The organism is Pseudomonas khorasanensis, from assembly GCF_014268505.2.
Taxonomy (GTDB): Bacteria; Pseudomonadota; Gammaproteobacteria; order Pseudomonadales; family Pseudomonadaceae; genus Aquipseudomonas; species Aquipseudomonas khorasanensis.
The window spans coordinates 160,166-177,688 of record NZ_JABWQP020000005.1 but is presented as its reverse complement, the minus strand read 5'-3'; the positions used below and the strand labels follow the sequence as shown (position 1 = coordinate 177,688).

Annotated in this window: 17 protein-coding genes; 4 read left to right on the top strand and 13 right to left on the bottom strand. The window is 60.5% G+C overall.

The features are described 5' to 3' along the window. The first annotated feature begins 142 nt into the window (after positions 1-142). Entirely contained in the window at positions 143-1,093 is a 951-nt protein-coding gene (locus HU727_RS14050) for a S66 peptidase family protein (protein ID WP_186532372.1), read from the top strand. A gap of 116 nt (positions 1,094-1,209) precedes the next feature. Here HU727_RS14050 and HU727_RS14045 read toward each other — a convergent pair whose 3' ends face one another. The 5 genes from HU727_RS14045 to leuS form a co-directional block, all read right to left on the bottom strand. Next, a complete protein-coding gene (locus HU727_RS14045; RefSeq protein WP_186532373.1) occupies positions 1,210-2,532 on the bottom strand; it encodes a lytic murein transglycosylase in 1,323 nt (440 codons plus the stop codon). Between the two features lie 61 nt (positions 2,533-2,593). After that, complete coding sequence (arfA, locus tag HU727_RS14040; RefSeq protein WP_186532374.1) at positions 2,594-2,758, bottom strand: alternative ribosome rescue factor ArfA; 165 nt, start codon at positions 2,756-2,758, stop codon at positions 2,594-2,596. 145 nt (positions 2,759-2,903) lie between these two features. Further along, entirely contained in the window at positions 2,904-3,941 is a 1,038-nt protein-coding gene (gene holA, locus HU727_RS14035) for a DNA polymerase III subunit delta (protein ID WP_186532375.1), read from the bottom strand. A gap of 39 nt (positions 3,942-3,980) precedes the next feature. Next, positions 3,981-4,586: an LPS-assembly lipoprotein LptE gene (locus HU727_RS14030; protein WP_186532376.1), complete on the bottom strand. Its 606-nt coding sequence runs from the start codon at positions 4,584-4,586 to the stop codon at positions 3,981-3,983. An 88-nt stretch (positions 4,587-4,674) separates the two neighbouring features. After that, entirely contained in the window at positions 4,675-7,281 is a 2,607-nt protein-coding gene (gene leuS / locus HU727_RS14025) for a leucine--tRNA ligase (protein ID WP_186532377.1), read from the bottom strand. A 255-nt stretch (positions 7,282-7,536) separates the two neighbouring features. On the opposite strand from leuS, the gene HU727_RS14020 reads away from it, so the two are divergent. Further along, on the top strand, positions 7,537-7,860 hold the full coding sequence (locus HU727_RS14020) for a hypothetical protein (RefSeq protein ID WP_186532378.1): 324 nt from the start codon (positions 7,537-7,539) through the stop codon (positions 7,858-7,860). A gap of 104 nt (positions 7,861-7,964) precedes the next feature. Beyond that, positions 7,965-8,744, top strand: a complete 780-nt coding sequence (locus HU727_RS14015; RefSeq protein WP_186532379.1) for a YdcF family protein — start codon at positions 7,965-7,967, stop codon at positions 8,742-8,744. A gap of 90 nt (positions 8,745-8,834) precedes the next feature. On the opposite strand, the gene lnt is transcribed toward HU727_RS14015, so the two are convergent. The 5 genes from lnt to miaB form a co-directional block, all read right to left on the bottom strand. Beyond that, positions 8,835-10,358: an apolipoprotein N-acyltransferase gene (gene lnt / locus HU727_RS14010; protein WP_186532380.1), complete on the bottom strand. Its 1,524-nt coding sequence runs from the start codon at positions 10,356-10,358 to the stop codon at positions 8,835-8,837. Positions 10,359-10,376: 18 nt separating this feature from the next. After that, positions 10,377-11,216: a CorC family transporter gene (locus HU727_RS14005; protein WP_007909641.1), complete on the bottom strand. Its 840-nt coding sequence runs from the start codon at positions 11,214-11,216 to the stop codon at positions 10,377-10,379. 5 nt (positions 11,217-11,221) lie between these two features. Beyond that, entirely contained in the window at positions 11,222-11,716 is a 495-nt protein-coding gene (gene ybeY, locus HU727_RS14000) for an rRNA maturation RNase YbeY (protein WP_186532381.1), read from the bottom strand. After that, on the bottom strand, positions 11,709-12,707 hold the full coding sequence (locus tag HU727_RS13995) for a PhoH family protein (RefSeq protein ID WP_186532382.1): 999 nt from the start codon (positions 12,705-12,707) through the stop codon (positions 11,709-11,711). Before HU727_RS13995 ends, ybeY begins: the two co-directional genes overlap by 8 nt. A gap of 194 nt (positions 12,708-12,901) precedes the next feature. Continuing rightward, positions 12,902-14,230: a tRNA (N6-isopentenyl adenosine(37)-C2)-methylthiotransferase MiaB gene (miaB, locus tag HU727_RS13990; protein WP_186532383.1), complete on the bottom strand. Its 1,329-nt coding sequence runs from the start codon at positions 14,228-14,230 to the stop codon at positions 12,902-12,904. A gap of 133 nt (positions 14,231-14,363) precedes the next feature. Here miaB and HU727_RS13985 point away from each other — a divergent pair, with 133 nt between their 5' ends. Continuing rightward, the gene (locus HU727_RS13985; RefSeq protein ID WP_003185742.1) at positions 14,364-14,693 is read left to right on the top strand and encodes a DUF1820 family protein; all 330 of its coding nucleotides are present in this window, start codon (positions 14,364-14,366) and stop codon (positions 14,691-14,693) included. 111 nt (positions 14,694-14,804) lie between these two features. Here HU727_RS13985 and HU727_RS13980 read toward each other — a convergent pair whose 3' ends face one another. From HU727_RS13980 to thiE, 3 genes are all read right to left on the bottom strand, one after another. Next, a complete protein-coding gene (locus tag HU727_RS13980; RefSeq protein ID WP_064364065.1) occupies positions 14,805-15,359 on the bottom strand; it encodes a tetratricopeptide repeat protein in 555 nt (184 codons plus the stop codon). 224 nt (positions 15,360-15,583) lie between these two features. Continuing rightward, positions 15,584-16,867: a glutamate-1-semialdehyde 2,1-aminomutase gene (hemL, locus tag HU727_RS13975; protein WP_186532384.1), complete on the bottom strand. Its 1,284-nt coding sequence runs from the start codon at positions 16,865-16,867 to the stop codon at positions 15,584-15,586. A gap of 15 nt (positions 16,868-16,882) precedes the next feature. Next, positions 16,883-17,506 carry a thiamine phosphate synthase gene (gene thiE, locus HU727_RS13970; RefSeq protein ID WP_186532385.1) on the bottom strand — a complete coding sequence of 208 codons (624 nt, stop codon included), beginning with the start codon at positions 17,504-17,506 and terminating at the stop codon, positions 16,883-16,885. Positions 17,507-17,523 lie beyond the last annotated feature (17 nt).

The window sequence follows — 17,523 nt, the reverse complement described above, 5'->3', positions numbered from 1 at the left end:
GGTTTAGCACCCGGCGGGCATTTTTTTGCCCGGCCTACATTCGCTGCTGACTTTTCCTTCAACCCACGGCGTGGCTGACCCTCTTCTGTTTGTCCCCGTTCCTGACTACTGTGTGTGCATCAATTCACAGGGAGATCCAAGGATGACCGTTCGACCGACCCACACACTTTGCCCGCACAGGGCTGTGCCAGCGCTGCCCTCGGAAGGGCTGATCGGCGTCATTGCACCTGCCGGCCCCGGCGCTCTGGACACTGAAAAAGCCGAGCAATGGATGCGCGCCCGTGGCTATGGGCTCAAGGTTTTTCCAGGCGTCTATGAGAAGGACGGTTATCTGGCTGGCAGTGACGACGTGCGCCTGCGCGACCTGCACGCGGCGTTCGCTGACCCCGAGGTCGATGCGATCATTTGCCTGCGCGGTGGGTATGGCACGCCACGTCTGCTGGACCGGATTGATTACGACTTGCTCAGTTGTCATGCCAAGCCGTTTGTCGGTTACAGCGACATCACCGCGCTGCACCTCGCCATCAGTCGCTACGCCGGGTTCGTGACCTTTCACGGGCCGCTGCTCAATGCCGACCTGTTGGGTGACAAGGAGCCACCGACGGTGACTTCGTTCTTCGCCATGCTGCGCGGGCAATTGAAGGCGGGGAGTGTGTTTAGCCATCCGGTGGCTTATCCGTTGACTACCGTCGAGCCTGGCATCGCGCACGGACGCTTGCTCGGCGGTAATCTGGCGATGATCGCTTCGACGTTGGGTACGCCTTACGAAATCGATGTCGAGGGGGTGATTCTGCTGATCGAAGACATCAACGAGCCGCTGTATCGCATCGACCGCTTGCTGACCCAGATGCGTCTGGCTGGCAAGTTGGCCAAATTGCGCGGGGTGTTGGTCGGGGATATTGCCGGCGTGGATGTCGCAGCGCTGAACCGCTTGCTCAAGCAGACTTTCGAGCCGTTGCGAATTCCGGTGTTGTCGGGATGGCGTAGCGGGCACTGTGATCCGAACCTCACGCTCCCGCTGGGTGCGCTGGTGCGACTGGATGCAGGGAAGCAGGAACTGATGCTGGAGCAGGATGTGGTGATCAAGGCCTGAAGGTTTATTGCCTGATAGTCAGTCTTCGCGAGCAGGCTCGCTCCCACATTTGCAATGCATTTCAATGTGGGAGCGAGCCTGCTCGCGAAAGCGATATCAGCCATACGGCATTCGTTCTATTGGGAACGCAGGCTTTCCAGCAGTTTATGCGTCGGATAACCATCCGCCGGCCAGCCAAATGACTGCTGGGCACTGCGAATCGCTTTGCGCGTATTGGCGCCAATGATCCCGTCCGCCGTGCCGGCATCGTAATTGCGCGCACTCAACAGGGTCTGCAACTCCATGCGCTCGGTGCGGCTCAGCGGCAGGTCATCTTTTGGCCAACTGCCGTTGATCAAGCCGCCACCGCTGAAACGCTCGGACAACAGGCTCACTGCCAGCGCATACGACGAGGAGTTGTTGTACTTGAGGATCGCGCGGAAGTTGTCGAGGATCAGAAAAGCCGGACCACGGTGGCCGGCCGGTAGCAACAGCGCAGCGGACAGTTGCCCGGTTCCTGCCGGTACCTCACCGCCATTGGGCATGATCACGCCCAACTGGCGCCATTCGGCAACGGTCTTGCGAATCGCGCCGTCTGCCAGGGTGTAATTGAAGCTCGTCGGCATTTGCACTTCGAAGCCCCACGGCTGACCGCGCTGCCAGCCGGAGCTTTGCAGGTAATGCGCCGTTGAAGCCAGCGCATCGGCGGGGCTGCCCCAGATATCGCGGCGGCCATCACCGTCAAAATCCACGGCATGGGTGTTGTAGGTGGTCGGAATGAACTGGGTCTGGCCCATGGCGCCGGCCCACGAACCCAGCATTTTCTCGGGTGTGATGTCGCCTTGCTGCAGAATCTGCAGGGCGGCGATCAATTGCGCGTGGGCAAAGCCTGGACGACGACCTTCGTAGGCGAGGGTGGCCAGTGAATTGATGACTGATTTGCTGCCCTGGAACTGACCGAAGTTACTCTCCATGCCCCACACCGACACCAGCGCCTGACGGTCGACGCCATAACGCTGCTCGATGCTTTGCAGGATGTCGGCGTACTGGCCAATCAGTGTCTGGCCTTTGCGCACACGCAGCGGCGACAGCGCCCCGTCGAGGTATTCCCACACCGGACGGGAAAATTCCGGCTGACTGCGGTCGGCGCGAATCACGCTGGCGTCGAAGCTGATATCGGCGAATGCGCGATCAAACAGTTCAGGCCGGATGCCGGCGGCGAGGGCCTCCTTGCGGAAACCTGCCTGCCACTCCTCGAAGGTTTGTGTGGGCTGGATATCGAGCGGATTGGCGGACGGCATTACCGGCGGAACGATCGCTGGGGCCGGGGCGACCGGAGCGGCTTGAAGCGGTTGCGCATCAGCGGCGGTGGGTTTTTCCGCGCAGGCGACGAGCAGAATGAAGCTGGAGGCAGCGATCAATTGGCGGACAGGCCAACGACGGGAAAGACTTGGGGGCATGCACAGTTCCAGGGAATACGAATCAGGTGCTGACCTTAACATGAGCGGGGGGTAGTGCGCTTCAGGCAGCCAGAAAGTAAGAAGCCTCCCAGTTGTCAGACTGGAAGGCTTCGCGGCGGTAGCTGCCTTTGCCCTTGGAAGGTCGTTCCTGGCGGCTGCGGAACAGGGGTTGGGCAACGATGGATTTGGCCTTGTTCGGGCCATGCTTCGATGGCTTTTTGCTCATTAGGGTTCTCTCGGTGAGGTGGGTTTTGCGTTGCAGATAATCTGCTCATGCTAAAGAAAAGTCAAAAGATCGCAGCCTTCGGCAGCTCCTACAGGGGGAATGCATTCCAAATGTAGGAGCTGCCGAAGGCTGCGATCTTTTGATCTTATTCGGCGGGGAGTGTCAGACGCTGGCCGGACATCAACAATGCCAAGCGACTCAGGCTCATCCACGGCGAACCGGCCGCCTGGCCTTTGATCTGTGCGTCGATGCGTTGCGCTTCAAGCAGCAACTGCGCCCAGCGTTGCGCCGAGTAACGTTGCAGAGCCTTGCTCATCAGCGGTTTGCGCTTGTCCCACACCGGCGGTCTGGCCTGGCTGAAGCACTTGTCCAGCGGGGTGCCTTGGCTGTATTGCAGCGAAATATTGGCCAGCAGGCGCAACTCCCGCGCCAGGGCCCAGAGAATCACTGGCGGCTCGACACCTTCGCCACGCAAGCCTTCAAGCATGCGCAAGGCATGGGCTGGCTCGCCGTTGAGGACGGCGTCGGTCAAGCCGAACACGTCAAAACGTGCGCTATCGGCCACGGCAGCCTGTACGGTTTCGACAGTGATCTGGCCACCTTCGGCCATCAGCTTGAGCTTTTCGATTTCCTGGGCAGCGGCGAGCAGGTTGCCTTCGACACGTGCGGCAATCAATTCGACGGCATCCTGGCTGGCCGACAAGCCGGCCTGCGACAGACGCTGGCGAATCCAGCTTGGCAACTGACTGGCATCCACCGGCCAGATTTGCACGAACTGGGTTTGCTGGCCTTCGACCAGTGCCTTGCCCCACTTGGTCTTTTGCGCGCTGCCGTCAAGCTTGGGCAAGCTGATCAGCAACACCGTGTCTTCGGCGGGGCGCGAGCAATATTCGATCAGCGCGGCCGCGCCTTTATCACCGGGCTTTCCCGAAGGCAGACGCAGTTCCAGCAGGCGTTTCTCAGCGAACAGCGACATGCTGGCGCCGGCCATCAGCAGCGTTCCCCAATCGAAATTGGCGTCGGCGGCAAAGACCTGGCGTTCGTCAAAACCTTGCTGGCGAGCAGCGCTGCGAATGGCGTCGGCAGCCTCCTGACACAGCAACGGGTCATCGCCGCTGATGATGTAGACCGGCGCGAGGGCGCCTTGCAGGTGTTTGCCGAGTTGTGCGGGAGCGAGCTTCATAAGAAAACGCGAGCGGGGCGCCTGAACGCCCCGACCGTCTTACTGCTGCGGGATTTCGAGCGGCGACTGACGCGGGGTTTCCGCTTCAGCCTTTTGTGCCGCTTCCAGCGCATCGGCTTCAGCCTTGGCGCGGTCATTGGCGGCTTGCTGCAGTTGCTCCAACTGACCCGGGGTCAGTTGCGACAGGCGCAGCATCATGCGCTGAACCAGCTCGCGGCGGGTTTCACGACGGGCGTCGTTGGCTTCCTGATCGGAGCCGACGAGGTTGTTGCCGTCGTGGATGAATACTTTCTGCACTTCAAGCTTGTCGCTCAGCAGCGACAAATCTTTCTCGCCACGGATGTCGTAGCTCAGAATCGTGCTCACCTGATACTCGCCCGTGCGACCGGCACCGGCGTAGCTGAGGATGCGCTGGCTTTCCTGCTCGTCGGCCAGGTACAGCTTGTAAGGTGCGCCGCTGTATACCTTGACGCCGCTGGCTTCAAGCAGCTGACGCATTTGAGTGACGGTTTCGCCGTAGGCGTTGCGTGCGCTCAGGTCCAGTTCCTTGATCGACAGTTCGTTGGCGCCAGTGCCGCGCAGCTGGAAACCGCAGGCGCTCAGCAGGACGGCGAGGCCTATCACCAGCAGATTGCGTTTGATCATTGTGTTGCTCCCCTTGAAACCATGTGGGCCAGCCTTGTGGCCCGAAAGGTTTTACAGAGCGCCAGGCATACCTGACGCTCAATCCAATTTAGCTGGCGACGATGTTCACCAGTTTGCCCGGCACCACGATTACTTTGCGAATGGTCAGACCGTCGACGAAACGCAATACGTTTTCGTTGATGCGCGCGGCGGCTTCGATTTCTTCGCGAGTGGCGCTGGCTGGCATTTCGATCTGACCGCGCAGTTTGCCATTGACCTGGATGACCAGAGTCAGGTTGTCCTGTACCAGGGCGCTTTCGTCGACGGCCGGCCAGCCTGCATCGATCACAGCGTCGGCGTGACCCAGCTGATTCCACAACTCATGACTGATGTGCGGCGTGATTGGCGCCAGCAGCAGCGTCACGGCTTCGAGGCCTTCGTGAAGCAGCGCACGATCCTGTTGGGTCGCCTGCGCGGCTTTTTCCAGGACATTCATCAATGTCATCACTTGAGCGATGGCAGTGTTGAATTTGTGATTCTGCCCGACGTCATGGCTGGCCTGCTTGATGGCGAGGTGGATCGCCCGGCGCACGGCTTTCTGTTCGTCGTTCAGGCTGGCGATGTCCAGTTTGCCCGGCAAGCCCTGAGTGACGTGGGCTTGCGCCAGACGCCAGACGCGCTTGAGGAAACGGTGCGAACCTTCAACGCCGGAATCGGACCACTCCGCACTCATGTCAGGCGGCGAGGCGAACATCATGAACAGGCGGCAGGTGTCGGCGCCGAACTGGTCGATCATCGACTGAGGGTCGACGCCGTTGTTCTTCGACTTGGCCATCTTCTCGGTGCCGCCGATTTCCACCGGCAGGCCGTCGGATTTCAGTTTGGCGCTGATGACTTTGGCCTTGCTGTCACGCTCCAGCTCCACGTCCGCCGGATTGAACCAGGTGTAGGCGCCATTGGCTTCGCGGCGATAGTAAGTCTCGGCGATCACCATGCCTTGGGTCAGCAGGTTCTTGAACGGCTCGTTGGAGCTGACCAAGCCTTCGTCGCGCATCAGCTTGTGGAAGAAGCGCGCATACAGCAGGTGAAGAATGGCGTGTTCGATACCCCCGATGTACTGATCCACCGGCAACCAGTGATCGGCGGCGGATTTCTCGACCAGACCGCCTTCAAAGTGCGGCGAGGCGTAGCGGGCGTAGTACCACGACGACTCGACGAAGGTGTCCATGGTGTCGGTTTCACGCTTGGCCGGCTGACCGCATTTCGGGCAGGTGCACTCGTAGAATTGCGGCATGCGTGCCAGCGGCGAACCGGCGCCGTCCGGCACCACGTCTTCCGGCAGCACGACGGGCAGTTGATCTTCCGGGACCGGCACGTCACCGCACGCGGCGCAGTGAATGATCGGGATCGGGCAGCCCCAGTAGCGCTGGCGGCTGATACCCCAGTCGCGCAGACGGAACTGAGTGCGCGATGCACCGAGGTTCTTCTTGATCAGGGCAACTTCCATAGCGTCGAACGCGCCCGCGAAGTCGAGACCGTCGAACTCGCCGGAGTTGATCAGCGTGCCGTGCTCGCCGTAGGCGTCTTGCCACGGCGCCGGGTTGGTGTCGCCGGAGCTCGTACGCACAACCGACTTCACCGGCAGGTTGTACTTGTGAGCGAATTCAAAATCGCGCTCGTCGTGCGCCGGCACGGCCATGACGGCGCCGTCGCCGTAGTGCATCAACACATAGTTGGCGACCCAGACCGGGAGTTTTTCACCGGTCAGCGGGTGTTCGACGAACAGGCCGGTCGGCAGGCCTTTTTTCTCCTGCGTGGCGACGTCGGCCTCAGCAACGCTGCCGCCCTTGCATTCGGCGATGAACGCCTGCAACTCGGGGTTGTTCTGTGCCGCCAGCGTCGCCAGCGGGTGCTCGGCCGCGACGGCGACATAAGTCGCGCCCATCAGGGTGTCGGGACGCGTGGTGAAGACTTTCAGGGTGCCGGATTCGCCGATCGAGTCGACGTTGTATGGGAACTGTACTTCCATGCCGCGGGATTTGCCGATCCAGTTGCGCTGCATGGTCTTGACCTGTTCAGGCCAACCGGTCAGTTCGTCGAGGCTTTCCAGCAGCTCATCCGCGTAAGCGGTGATCTTGAAGTAATACATCGGGATTTCGCGCTTTTCGATCAACGCGCCGGAGCGCCAGCCGCGACCGTCGATCACCTGTTCGTTGGCCAGAACGGTCTGATCAACCGGGTCCCAGTTCACGGTGCCGCTTTTCTTGTAGATCACGCCTTTTTCGAACAGGCGAGTGAACAGCCATTGTTCCCAGCGGTAGTAGTCCGGCTTGCAGGTGGTGACTTCGCGGGACCAGTCCACCGCAAGGCCCAGGCTGCGCAGCTGCGACTTCATGTAGGCGATGTTTTCGTAGGTCCACTTGGCGGGCGCCACGTTGTTCTTCATCGCGGCGTTTTCCGCCGGCATGCCGAAGGCGTCCCAACCCATCGGTTGCAGGACATTCTTGCCTTGCATGCGCTGGTAACGGGAAATCACGTCGCCGATAGTGTAGTTGCGCACGTGCCCCATGTGTAGCTTGCCGCTGGGGTAAGGGAACATCGACAGGCAGTAGAAGGTTTCCTTGCCTGGCTGTTCACTGACTTCAAAGGACTTTTGCTCATCCCAGAACGACTGGGCGGCGGCTTCGATTTCACGGGGCTGATATTGTTCGTGCATGGCTACTTTTGTATTGAATAGGGGTGGCCTAATCCTCTTCAACGGCGGCATACGGGATGGCCCGGGTGCGCTGGAAGTGGAATGACAGGAAGCGCCGTAGCATACATGACCGCGCTTGGCCTAGGGAAACCCTGATTACAGCTGTTTGCGGGGGGCTTCAGATGGTGAGGGCCGTTGGTCGCGGCGTCCAGCCGGTTTGCGCAGCGAAGCTAAGCTCTACTTGGGGAGTAAGTCTTATCTTCAATGAGGTGAGGGATGGTGGAGCAGCAGAGAAAACACGTAACGAAACCCGAGTTGTACGAACGGTTGATCGATCGTCTTGGCACTGCGCTGGACGCCGTGAAAACCGCCGACCGGCTGCGCGACGAGCGCCCCCTGGAACTGGAATTGCGTGGCCTGAGCCCCGCCGAGTTCAAACTGGTCAAGGCCTATCTGGATCGCAGTGAACGTGAAACGCAGGGATGCCTGTCGCAAGCAGTGAAGCAGCTCGATGCAGGACATTCGGCCAAGGTCATCTGGCTCAAGGACAAGGCGCCGCGCAGAGACACCGACAAGGTTCGCTCTGTGCAGGCCAAGTAAACCCATGGCAGGTCAGGAGGCGGATCTTTTTCAACGGGATCTCGCCTATTGGTTGTAACGCTTTATCAACACTCTTAGGCTTCGGGCATCTTTGGAGATGCCCGATGCCGTTTCGATATTTCATCAAACAAATTCTATTGCCGCCCGGCATTCTTTTGCTGCTGTTGCTGGTTGCCTGGTGGTTGCGCCGCTCGCGACCAAGGCTGGCGGGCGTGTGTTTTGCCCTTGGCTTTGGTGGCTTGTGGCTGATGAGCCTGCCCGTCGTGGTGCAGTGGGGCGCTAAGGTGCTGGAGCGTGAGCCGCCGTTGGCGCGGGAAGAGTGGTCGACCCTGGCGCAGCGCGCCGATGCGATTGTGGTGCTGGGCTCGGGACGTGAGCGCGGTGATCTCGCGTGGGGCGAAGACCAGCCGACCGGCATCGGGCTTGAGCGCCAGCGCTACGCGGCGCGGCTGGCCAAGGCATCGGGATTGCCGATTCTCACCAGTGGAGGTCTGCACTACGGCACACCGCCAACCGAGGCGAAGCTGATGGCGGACTCGTTGCGCGATGATTTCGGCGTCAGCGTCCGTTGGCAGGAAGGCGAAAGCCGCACCACGTGGGAGAACGCCAAACTTAGCGCTGATATTCTGTTGCCGCAGGGGATCAAGCGCGTAGTCGTGGTGACGCAGGCCTGGCATATGCCGCGATCGGTGTGGAGTTTTCAGCAGGCGGGATTTGACGTGGTGCCGGCCCCGGTGGGTTTTTTAGGCACCGATAACGCTCGGCCGTTTGGTGGCTGGCTGCCGGAATTCAAATCAATCTGGCAGAGCGGGCAGCTGCTGAATGAGGCGGTGGGGCAGGTCGGCTATTCGTTGTTTTACCGAGGTGATGCCAGCCCGGATTAATCGGATGCGGCTGATGCCCTCTTCGCGAGCAGGCTCGCTCCCACCTTGAAATGCATTCCAAATGTGGGAGCGAGCCTGCTCGCGAAGCTTTTAAAGGGTTTTCGACATCCGGCTTGCCATCAGGGCCCAGCCGAACAGCACCAGGCACAACCCGATCAACGGCCAGGAGCGCCATTGCAGATAGGGCGTAAGGTTGTGCATCGGCACCACTTCGCCGTACAGGATGCCCTGCTCGAACTGCGGAATCTGCTCGGTGATTTGCCCGAACGGGTTGATCAGGCCGGTGACGCCGTTGTTGGTGGCGCGAATCATCCAGCGCCCGGCCTCAAGCGCGCGCATCTGCGCCATCTGCAGGTGTTGCAGCGGTCCAATCGAGGTGCCGAACCAGGTGTCGTTGCTGATCGTCAGCAGCAGATCGCTGCGTGCCGACAACCCGGCAGCGAATTCCGGGTACACCACTTCGTAGCAGATAAACGGTGCGATCTGATAACCCTTGGCCTGCAACAGCGCCTGATCGGCCGGGCCGCGCGCGAAGTCCGACATCGGCAGGTCAAAGAATGCAATCAAGCCGCGCAGCACGTCCTGCAGCGGCACGTATTCGCCGAACGGCACCAGTTTCTGCTTGAGATACGTGCCATCGCCTTCGCCCACCACGGTGATGCCGTTGTAGAAACGGCGTTCGTGATGCACGGTCTGGCGGATCGGCACACCGGTGATGAGCGCCGATTTACGCTCGGCGGCGAAGTTGCCCATCATGGTCAGATAACCCTCGGCAGACTCCTTGAGCACCGGCACGGCGGTTTCTGGCCAGATCAGCAGATCGACCGGTTTGGAGCGAAAACTCAAGTCGCGGTACAACGCCAGTTGCGCGTTGAGTTCAGCCGGGTCCCATTTCATGCTTTGCGCAACGTTGCCCTGAATCGCGGCGACGGTCAGCGGTGCACCGGAAGGGCTGGTCCAGGCGTGGCCTTTGAGGGCGATGCCCGCTGCCCAAGGGCCGACCAGAAGTAACACACCGGCGGCGATAAAACCCTTGCGGCGCGCCTGCACCAGGCGCGGCGCGTTGTAGATCAGCGCCGCGGTCAGAGCCAGAACGAACGACACCAGCCACATGCCGCCGACTGGGGCGAGCCCGGCCAGCGGGCCGTCGAGCTGGCTGTAACCGGAATACAGCCACGGGAATCCGGTAAGGAACCAGCCACGAAAGGCTTCCTGACCCACCCACAAAGCGGCAAAGGCCAGAGCATCGGCCAGCGGTGCTTCGTTGCGGCGCAACCAGCGTGCCCACAGCCAGGCCGGCACGGCAAAGAACCAGGCAATCGCGGCGGTGAACAACAGCATCAGGAACCCGGCCAGCAGCACCGAAGCACCGCCGAAATGGTGAATGCTGTAATAGATCCAGCTGGTGCCGGCGCCGAACAGGCCAAAGCCGAAGCACCAACCTCGGCCCAGCGCCTGGCGGGGGCTCAGCTCACGCAACCCGGCATAAAACAAACCGACCGCCAGTAACGCCAGCGGCCAGATGTTGAACGGGGCAAGAGCAAACGTGGTGATTGCACCGGCCGCCACGGCCAGCAGATTACCGGGCCAGCCGGGGCGGGTTGTCCAGCGCATTTCAGTCCTTAGATTTCTTTACCGAGCAATTGGCGTGAGTCGCAGCAAATGAATCCGACGGCTGTCGGCGTTCAGGATGCGGAAACGATAGGCGCCGATTTCAGTGATTTCGTTGCGTTTTGGCAAGTGCCCGAACGCGCTCATCACCAGGCCGCCGACGGTGTCGAACTCATCGTCGGAGAATTCGCTGTCGAAGAACTCGTTGAAGTTCTCGATCGGCGTCAGGGCCTTGATCAAGAAATCACCGCTGGGCAGCGGTTTGATGTAGCTGTCTTCTTCAACGTCGTGCTCGTCTTCGATGTCGCCAACGATCTGCTCGAGCACGTCTTCGATGGTTACCAGGCCGGCCACGCCGCCGTATTCGTCAATCACAATGGCCATGTGGTTGTGGTTGGCGCGGAATTCACGCAACAACACGTTCAGACGCTTGGACTCCGGCACAAAGGTGGCCGGGCGCAGCAGGTCCTTGATGTTGAAGCTGTCACCGTTTTCCTTGAGGATCAGCGGCAGCAGGTCCTTGGCCAGCAACACGCCCATCACGTCGTCATGGCTTTCGCCGATGACTGGATAGCGCGAGTGGGCCGAATCGACCACGGCAGGGAGAAATTCGCGAGGTGTCTGGGTCGCCTTGATGCTGATCATCTGCGAGCGAGGGACCATGATGTCGCGTACTTGCAGGTCAGCCACCTGAATGGCGCCTTCGACGATGGCCAGCGCTTCGCTGTCCAGCAGTTTGTTCTGATGTGCATCACGCAGCAGCTCGAGGAGCTCCTGACGGTTCTTCGGCTCGTGGGCAAAAGCCTGGGTCAGTTTACCCAGCCATGACTTCTGCCCGTTGCTCGATCGATCTTCGCTCATAGCGATTACTCTGAATCCTTTGTTGTAACGATGGGGGATGGTTCGGTTTCGTCGTCCGCGTACGGATCGGGATAGCCCAGTTCGGCAAGCAACTCGCGTTCCAGTGCTTCCATTTCCTCGGCTTCGTCGTCATCTATATGGTCGTAACCGAGCAGATGCAAGCAGCCGTGAATGACCAGATGTGCCCAGTGGGCGTTTAGTTCCTTGCCTTGCTCGGCCGCTTCGCGTTCGACCACTGCCACGCAGATCACCAGATCGCCCAGCAGCGGGATGTCGAGAAATTCGTCGGGCACTTCGGCCGGGAACGACAGGACGTTGGTCGCATAATCCTTATGACGCCAGGTGTGATTGAGTTCACGACCTTCTTTCTCGTCGACCAGACGGATGGTCATTTCCGAGTCGGCGGTGCGCTGGCGCAGGGCCATTTCGCACCATTGGCGGAACTCGGTTTCACTCGGCGCCGACGCTTCGGTGGCGATTTGCAGATCCAGCTCAAGCATTGCGCGGGGCTTCCTTTGGCGCTTCGGCGCGGCTTTCGAAGCGCTCGTAGGCCTCGACAATCCGCTGCACCAAGGGGTGGCGCACCACGTCTTTGGGCTGGAAGTGGGTGAAGCTGATGCCCGGCACGTCTTTGAGCACTTCGATCACATGATGCAGGCCAGACTTGGTGCCGCGCGGCAGGTCGACCTGAGTGATGTCGCCGGTAATGACCGCCGTCGAGCCGAAGCCGATTCGCGTCAGGAACATCTTCATTTGCTCGACGGTGGTGTTCTGGCTCTCGTCGAGAATGATGAAGCTGTTGTTTAGCGTGCGACCGCGCATGTAGGCCAGTGGCGCGACTTCAATGACCTGTTTCTCGATCAGCTTGGCGACGTATTCGAAACCGAGCATTTCGTACAGCGCGTCATAGAGCGGGCGCAGGTACGGGTCGATCTTCTGGGACAGGTCGCCGGGCAGGAAACCGAGCTTTTCGCCCGCCTCGACCGCCGGACGCACCAGCAGGATGCGGCGGATCTGCTCACGTTCCAGCGCATCGACGGCGCAGGCCACGGCCAGATACGTCTTGCCGGTACCGGCCGGGCCGATGCCGAAGTTGATGTCGTTGCCGAGGATTTCCTTCACGTAGCGCTGCTGATTCAGACCGCGCGGGCGAATCATGCCTTTTTTCGTGCGCAGGGCGACGGTGGGTTCTGCGGGGGCAGGATTGTCGAGATCTTCGCCAGCCGATTCCTGCAGGAACAAGTGAACCAGGTCTGGCGACAGCTCGGTACCCTTTGTTTCGCGGTACAGCCGACGCAGCAGGTTTTCCGCAGACGTGGTGTGTTTGGGGTCGCCGATCAGTTCGAACTGGTTTCCGCGATTGCGGATCTCGATGGCCAGGCGCTGTTCGATCAAGCGCAAATGCTCGTCGAATTGCCCGCACAGATTGGCGAAGCGGCGAGCCTCAAAGGGCTCGAGAAGAAAACGATGTGGTTCGATGGGTGCGTTCAAGGTCGTATTTAGCCGCCCAGGGGCAATTAAGATGAAATCAAGGATAACGCCAGTGGCGTGGGTGCGAAAGCTCTTAAATCACCGCTGTTCCTGTGGGAGCGAGCCTGCTCGCGAAAGCGGTCTGTCAGACACATTGATGTTGAATGTGTTGCCGCCTTCGCGAGCAGGCTCGCTCCCACAGAGGAAATGCAGTGTTACTGAACCAGCGAACCGCGCAACGAGTGCGGTTGCGCGGCATCAATATGCACGTCGGCAAACTGACCGATCAGCGTTGGATTGTCGCAGCGGAAGTTGACGATACGGTTGTTCTCGGTGCGGCCCTGGAGTTCGCCGGGATCCTTTTTCGAATAATCGGTCACCAGAATGCGCTGAATCGAGCCGACCATTTGTCGGCTGATTTCGAACCCCTGCTGGTTCAAGCGATGTTGCAACGCATTGAGCCGCTCTTTCTTCAACTCTTCGGGGGTGTCGTCGGCCAAGTCGGCGGCGGGGGTGCCCGGGCGCTGGCTGTAGACGAACGAATAGGAGAAATCGAAGCCGACGTCGGCAATCAATTTCATGGTCTGTTCGAAGTCTTTCTCGGTTTCGCCTGGGAAGCCGACGATGAAGTCCGAACTGATGCAGATTCCTGGCACGGCCGCGCGCAGTTTGCGCAGCTTGGATTTGTACTCCAGCGCCGTGTGGTTGCGCTTCATCGCCGCGAGGATCCGGTCGGAACCCGACTGCACCGGCAAGTGCAGGTGCTTGACCAGCTCCGGCACCTCGGCGTGAGCCTGGATCAGGCTGTCGGAGAACTCCAGCGGGTGCGAAGTGGTGTAGCGAATGCGGTCGATACCGTCGATGGCGGCGACCACGCGAATCAGCTCGGCCAGATCGGCCAGGCGACCGTCGTGGGTGGTGCCGCGATAGCCGTTGACGTTCTGTCCCAGCAGCGTCACTTCGCGCACGCCGTTTTCGGCGAGGTGGATGACCTCGGCGATCACGTCATCGAACGGCCGGCTGACTTCTTCGCCACGGGTGTACGGCACCACGCAGAACGTGCAGTACTTGCTGCAACCTTCCATCACCGACACGTAAGCGCTCGGGCCGTCGATGCGCGGCTCGGGCAGGTGGTCGAATTTTTCGATTTCCGGGAACGAGACGTCCACCTGCGGCAGCTTGCTGCTGCGCGCGGCGTCAATCATTTCGGGCAGACGGTGCAGGGTCTGTGGGCCAAACACCACGTCAACGTACGGGGCGCGATCACGAATCGCCGCGCCTTCCTGGCTGGCCACGCATCCGCCGACGGCAATCACCATGTCCGGGTTGGCGAGTTTCAGTTCGCGCCAGCGGCCGAGCTGTGAGTACACCCGGTCCTGGGCGCGCTCGCGGATCGAGCAGGTGTTGAGCAGAATCACGTCGGCGTCTTCCGCACGAGCGGTGACTTCCAGGGCCTGATGTTCGCCCAGCAGATCGACCATGCGCGAGCTGTCGTACTCGTTCATCTGGCAACCGTGGGTTTCGATGTAAAGCTTCTTGGCCATGGATTAGGGTCGTCACGTGATTCAAAGAACCGCGCATTATAGGGAACAAGCCCTCAGGTTCCTACCGCTGTGCGTCCGGTGGCTATGCTATAGTTCGCGCCCTCATTTTTGTCCCCGATGTTGTCCATCCGCCATGACCAAACGCGAAGCTCCAATCTACAAGGTGATTTTCCTCAACCAGGGCCAGGTGTTCGAAATGTACGCCAAGCAGATCTATCAAAGTGATCTGTGGGGTTTCCTGGAAGTCGAAGAATTCGTCTTTGGCGAGCGCACGCAAGTGGTCGTCGACCCGAGCGAAGAAAAGCTCAAGGCGCAATTCGAAGGCGTGGTGCGCAGCTTTGTGCCGATGCATTCGATCGTGCGCATCGACGAAGTGGAACGTCTGGGCACCCCGAAAATCAGTGAAGCCCGTGGCGCGGTCGGCAATGTCATGCCGTTCCCGATGCCGATGCCTGAGAAGTAAGTCTCAAGACCGAGGCGCGCTCTTCGCGAGCAGGCTCGCTCCCACAGGGAAATGCATTCCGATGTGGGAGCGAGCCTGCTCGCGAAGGGGCCAGAAAGGTCGGCGCAAAAATCAGGGAAGTGGCGAAAAGGGCGTGCGCCCATCGGCGCTCTGCAGTTCCATCAGGTATTTGCGGAAAATCTGTCCCAGCACCTGAGTGGCGGTCTCGAGGTCTTCTCGGGACATTTTTTCAGAGACTTCGTCGGCGGTGTCCAGCGCCTCTTCGGCGCCGTTGACCGCGGCCATCTTCAGCACGATGTACGCCTGAATATTGTTGGCCTGCACGCCTTCACCGTGGAAGAACATGCTGCCGAGCTTGAATTGCGCCTGAGCGTGGCCTTGCAGCGAGGCTTTTTCGAAATAGCTCAGGGCTTGATTGAGGTCGCGCGGCGCGTTTTTGCCGTCGTAGTAGAACTCACCCAACTCGTATTGCGCTTGCGCATCCCCTTCGTCCGCCGCTTTCTGGCAGGCGGCCAGTGCCTGCGTGACGTCTTGCGGCTGAGTATTGAGGGTGCAACGACCCATCGCCGGGATCAACAACGAGTTGCCGCCTGCTTGTGCATGCGCGAGCAGGGGCTGAAGGAGCAACAGGCAGCCCAATGCAAGGGTGCGGCCGGTGCGGTTCATGGGAATCGACTTACCTCTGAAGGGCACGCGGACCCGTCGGGGGATCCAATAAGCGCGCATTATGAAATAAGCAGGGCCAACCTTACAAAGTCTTTACTCGTTTTTCTGCTGCGCGGGGAACATATCGCCCACTTTAGGCGGGATTTTGGCAGGCGGTTCGGAAAAATCGCAGGGATGTAGGTGAAAGCTGACGCTGGCCATGGCCAACGTCAGCGGTACGGCGATTACTTGAGTGCGGCGAAAGCACGCTCGGCAGCGTCCAGCGTCAGTTTCAACTCCGCTTCACCGTGAGCGATCGAGGTGAAACCGGCTTCAAAGGCGCTCGGCGCCAGATACACGCCACCTTCCAGCATCAAGTGGAAGAAGCGGCCGAACAGCGCAGCGTCGCTTGCCATGACATCGTCGAAAGTGACGATGTCGTCGGCGCCGCTGAAGTACAGGCCGAACATGCCGCCAGCTTGAGTGGTCACGAACGGAATGCCCGCCGCATCGGCGCGTTGTTGCAGACCGTCGAGCAGGCGTGTGGTGTAGTCGGTCAGTTCGGCGTGGAAGCCCGGACGGCTGATCAGACGCAAAGTCGTCAAGCCAGCGGCCATCGCCAGGGGGTTACCCGACAACGTGCCCGCCTGATACACCGGGCCGAGCGGCGCGATGCACTGCATGATGTCGCGTTTGCCGCCGAAGCAACCCACCGGCATGCCGCCGCCGATGATCTTGCCGAAGGTGGTCAGGTCTGGCGTGACGCCGTAATGCGCCTGGGCACCGCCGAGTGCGACGCGGAAACCGGTCATTACTTCGTCGAAAATCAACACCACACCGTGCTTGTCGCACAGCGAACGCAGGCCTTCGAGAAAGCCCGGCGCTGGCGGTACGCAATTCATGTTGCCAGCCACCGGCTCAACGATGATGCAGGCCACTTCCTGGCCCACTTCAGCCAGCATCGTTTCAACCGCTTCGATGTCGTTGAACGGCAGGGTCAGGGTGTGTTTGGCGAATGCTGCCGGTACACCGGCCGAACTCGGCACGCCCTGAGTCAGCGCACCGGAGCCGGCCTTGACCAGCAGGCTGTCGGAGTGGCCGTGGTAGCAGCCTTCGAATTTGATGATGCTGTCGCGGCCGGTGAATCCACGGGCCAGGCGGATCGCGCTCATGGTCGCCTCGGTGCCGGAGCTGACCATGCGCACCATGTCCATCGATGGCACCAGCGAGCAGACCAGATCGGCCATCTCGGTTTCCATCGAAGTCGGCGCGCCGTACGACAGGCCGTGTTGCAGCTGATTGCGCACTGCATCCAGAACGTCCGGATGGCTGTGGCCGAGGATCATCGGGCCCCATGAACCCACGTAATCAACATAACGCTTGTCGTCTTCGTCAGTGACGTAGGCGCCTTCGGCATGCTTGAAGAACAGCGGCGTGCCGCCAACACTCTTGAACGCGCGAACTGGCGAGTTCACGCCACCGGGGATGTGCTTCTGGGCATTGGCAAACAGGGTTTCGGAACGAGACATGATCGGGCTCTCAAATCAGATTTTGAACAATTCGTTGAAGGCGCGGGCGCGGCGAGTCACCTCGGCGGTGCTGTCGGCGCCGAACAGGCCATGCACCACTGCGAGCAGATCCACGCCGTGATTCACCAGCGGCGCAGCATTGTCGAGGGTGATGCCGCCAATGGCGCAGATTGGCAAGTGCAGTGTTTGTTTGGCTTCGTGGAGCAGATCGAGGCTGCAACTCGGCGCACCTGGCTTGGTGGTGGAGTTGAAGAAGCGGCCGAAGGCGACATAGCTCGCACCTTCTTTGGCGGCTTGTTCGGCCAGGGCGATTTGCCCGTGGCAGGTCGAACCGATGATCGCTTTCGAGCCGAGGAGGGCGCGGGTCGGCGACAGCGGGCCGTCGGTCTGACCGAGATGAACGCCGACGTTGAGGCGCGCGGCCAGTTCGGCGTCATCGTTGATGATCAGACGCGTCTTGTAGCGCTCGCACAGATCGCGCAGCGCTTGGGCCTCACGCAGACGGCGGGCCTCGTCGCTGCTTTTGTCGCGGTATTGCAGCAGGGTGACGCCGCCTTCGAGCGCCGCCTCCACGTAAGACAGAAACTTGCCGGACAGCAGTTCGCTGTCGGTAATGGCATACAGGCCACGTAGTTTCATCGAACAGACCTCGCGAC

Excerpts from the sequence above, each read along its gene's own strand:
- hemL (WP_186532384.1), bottom strand. The coding sequence starts at position 16,867 with ATGTCTCGTTCCGAAACCCTGTTTGCCAATGCCCAGAAGCACATCCCC.
- holA (WP_186532375.1), bottom strand. The coding sequence starts at position 3,941 with ATGAAGCTCGCTCCCGCACAACTCGGCAAACACCTGCAAGGCGCCCTC.
- HU727_RS14015 (WP_186532379.1), top strand. The coding sequence starts at position 7,965 with ATGCCGTTTCGATATTTCATCAAACAAATTCTATTGCCGCCCGGCATT.
- leuS (WP_186532377.1), bottom strand. The coding sequence starts at position 7,281 with ATGCACGAACAATATCAGCCCCGTGAAATCGAAGCCGCCGCCCAGTCG.
- HU727_RS13980 (WP_064364065.1), bottom strand. The coding sequence starts at position 15,359 with ATGAACCGCACCGGCCGCACCCTTGCATTGGGCTGCCTGTTGCTCCTT.
- arfA (WP_186532374.1), bottom strand. The coding sequence starts at position 2,758 with ATGAGCAAAAAGCCATCGAAGCATGGCCCGAACAAGGCCAAATCCATC.
- HU727_RS14045 (WP_186532373.1), bottom strand. The coding sequence starts at position 2,532 with ATGCCCCCAAGTCTTTCCCGTCGTTGGCCTGTCCGCCAATTGATCGCT.
- miaB (WP_186532383.1), bottom strand. The coding sequence starts at position 14,230 with ATGGCCAAGAAGCTTTACATCGAAACCCACGGTTGCCAGATGAACGAG.
- thiE (WP_186532385.1), bottom strand. The coding sequence starts at position 17,506 with ATGAAACTACGTGGCCTGTATGCCATTACCGACAGCGAACTGCTGTCC.
- HU727_RS13985 (WP_003185742.1), top strand. The coding sequence starts at position 14,364 with ATGACCAAACGCGAAGCTCCAATCTACAAGGTGATTTTCCTCAACCAG.
- ybeY (WP_186532381.1), bottom strand. The coding sequence starts at position 11,716 with ATGCTTGAGCTGGATCTGCAAATCGCCACCGAAGCGTCGGCGCCGAGT.
- HU727_RS14005 (WP_007909641.1), bottom strand. The coding sequence starts at position 11,216 with ATGAGCGAAGATCGATCGAGCAACGGGCAGAAGTCATGGCTGGGTAAA.
- lnt (WP_186532380.1), bottom strand. The coding sequence starts at position 10,358 with ATGCGCTGGACAACCCGCCCCGGCTGGCCCGGTAATCTGCTGGCCGTG.
- HU727_RS14030 (WP_186532376.1), bottom strand. The coding sequence starts at position 4,586 with ATGATCAAACGCAATCTGCTGGTGATAGGCCTCGCCGTCCTGCTGAGC.
- HU727_RS14050 (WP_186532372.1), top strand. The coding sequence starts at position 143 with ATGACCGTTCGACCGACCCACACACTTTGCCCGCACAGGGCTGTGCCA.
- HU727_RS14020 (WP_186532378.1), top strand. The coding sequence starts at position 7,537 with ATGGTGGAGCAGCAGAGAAAACACGTAACGAAACCCGAGTTGTACGAA.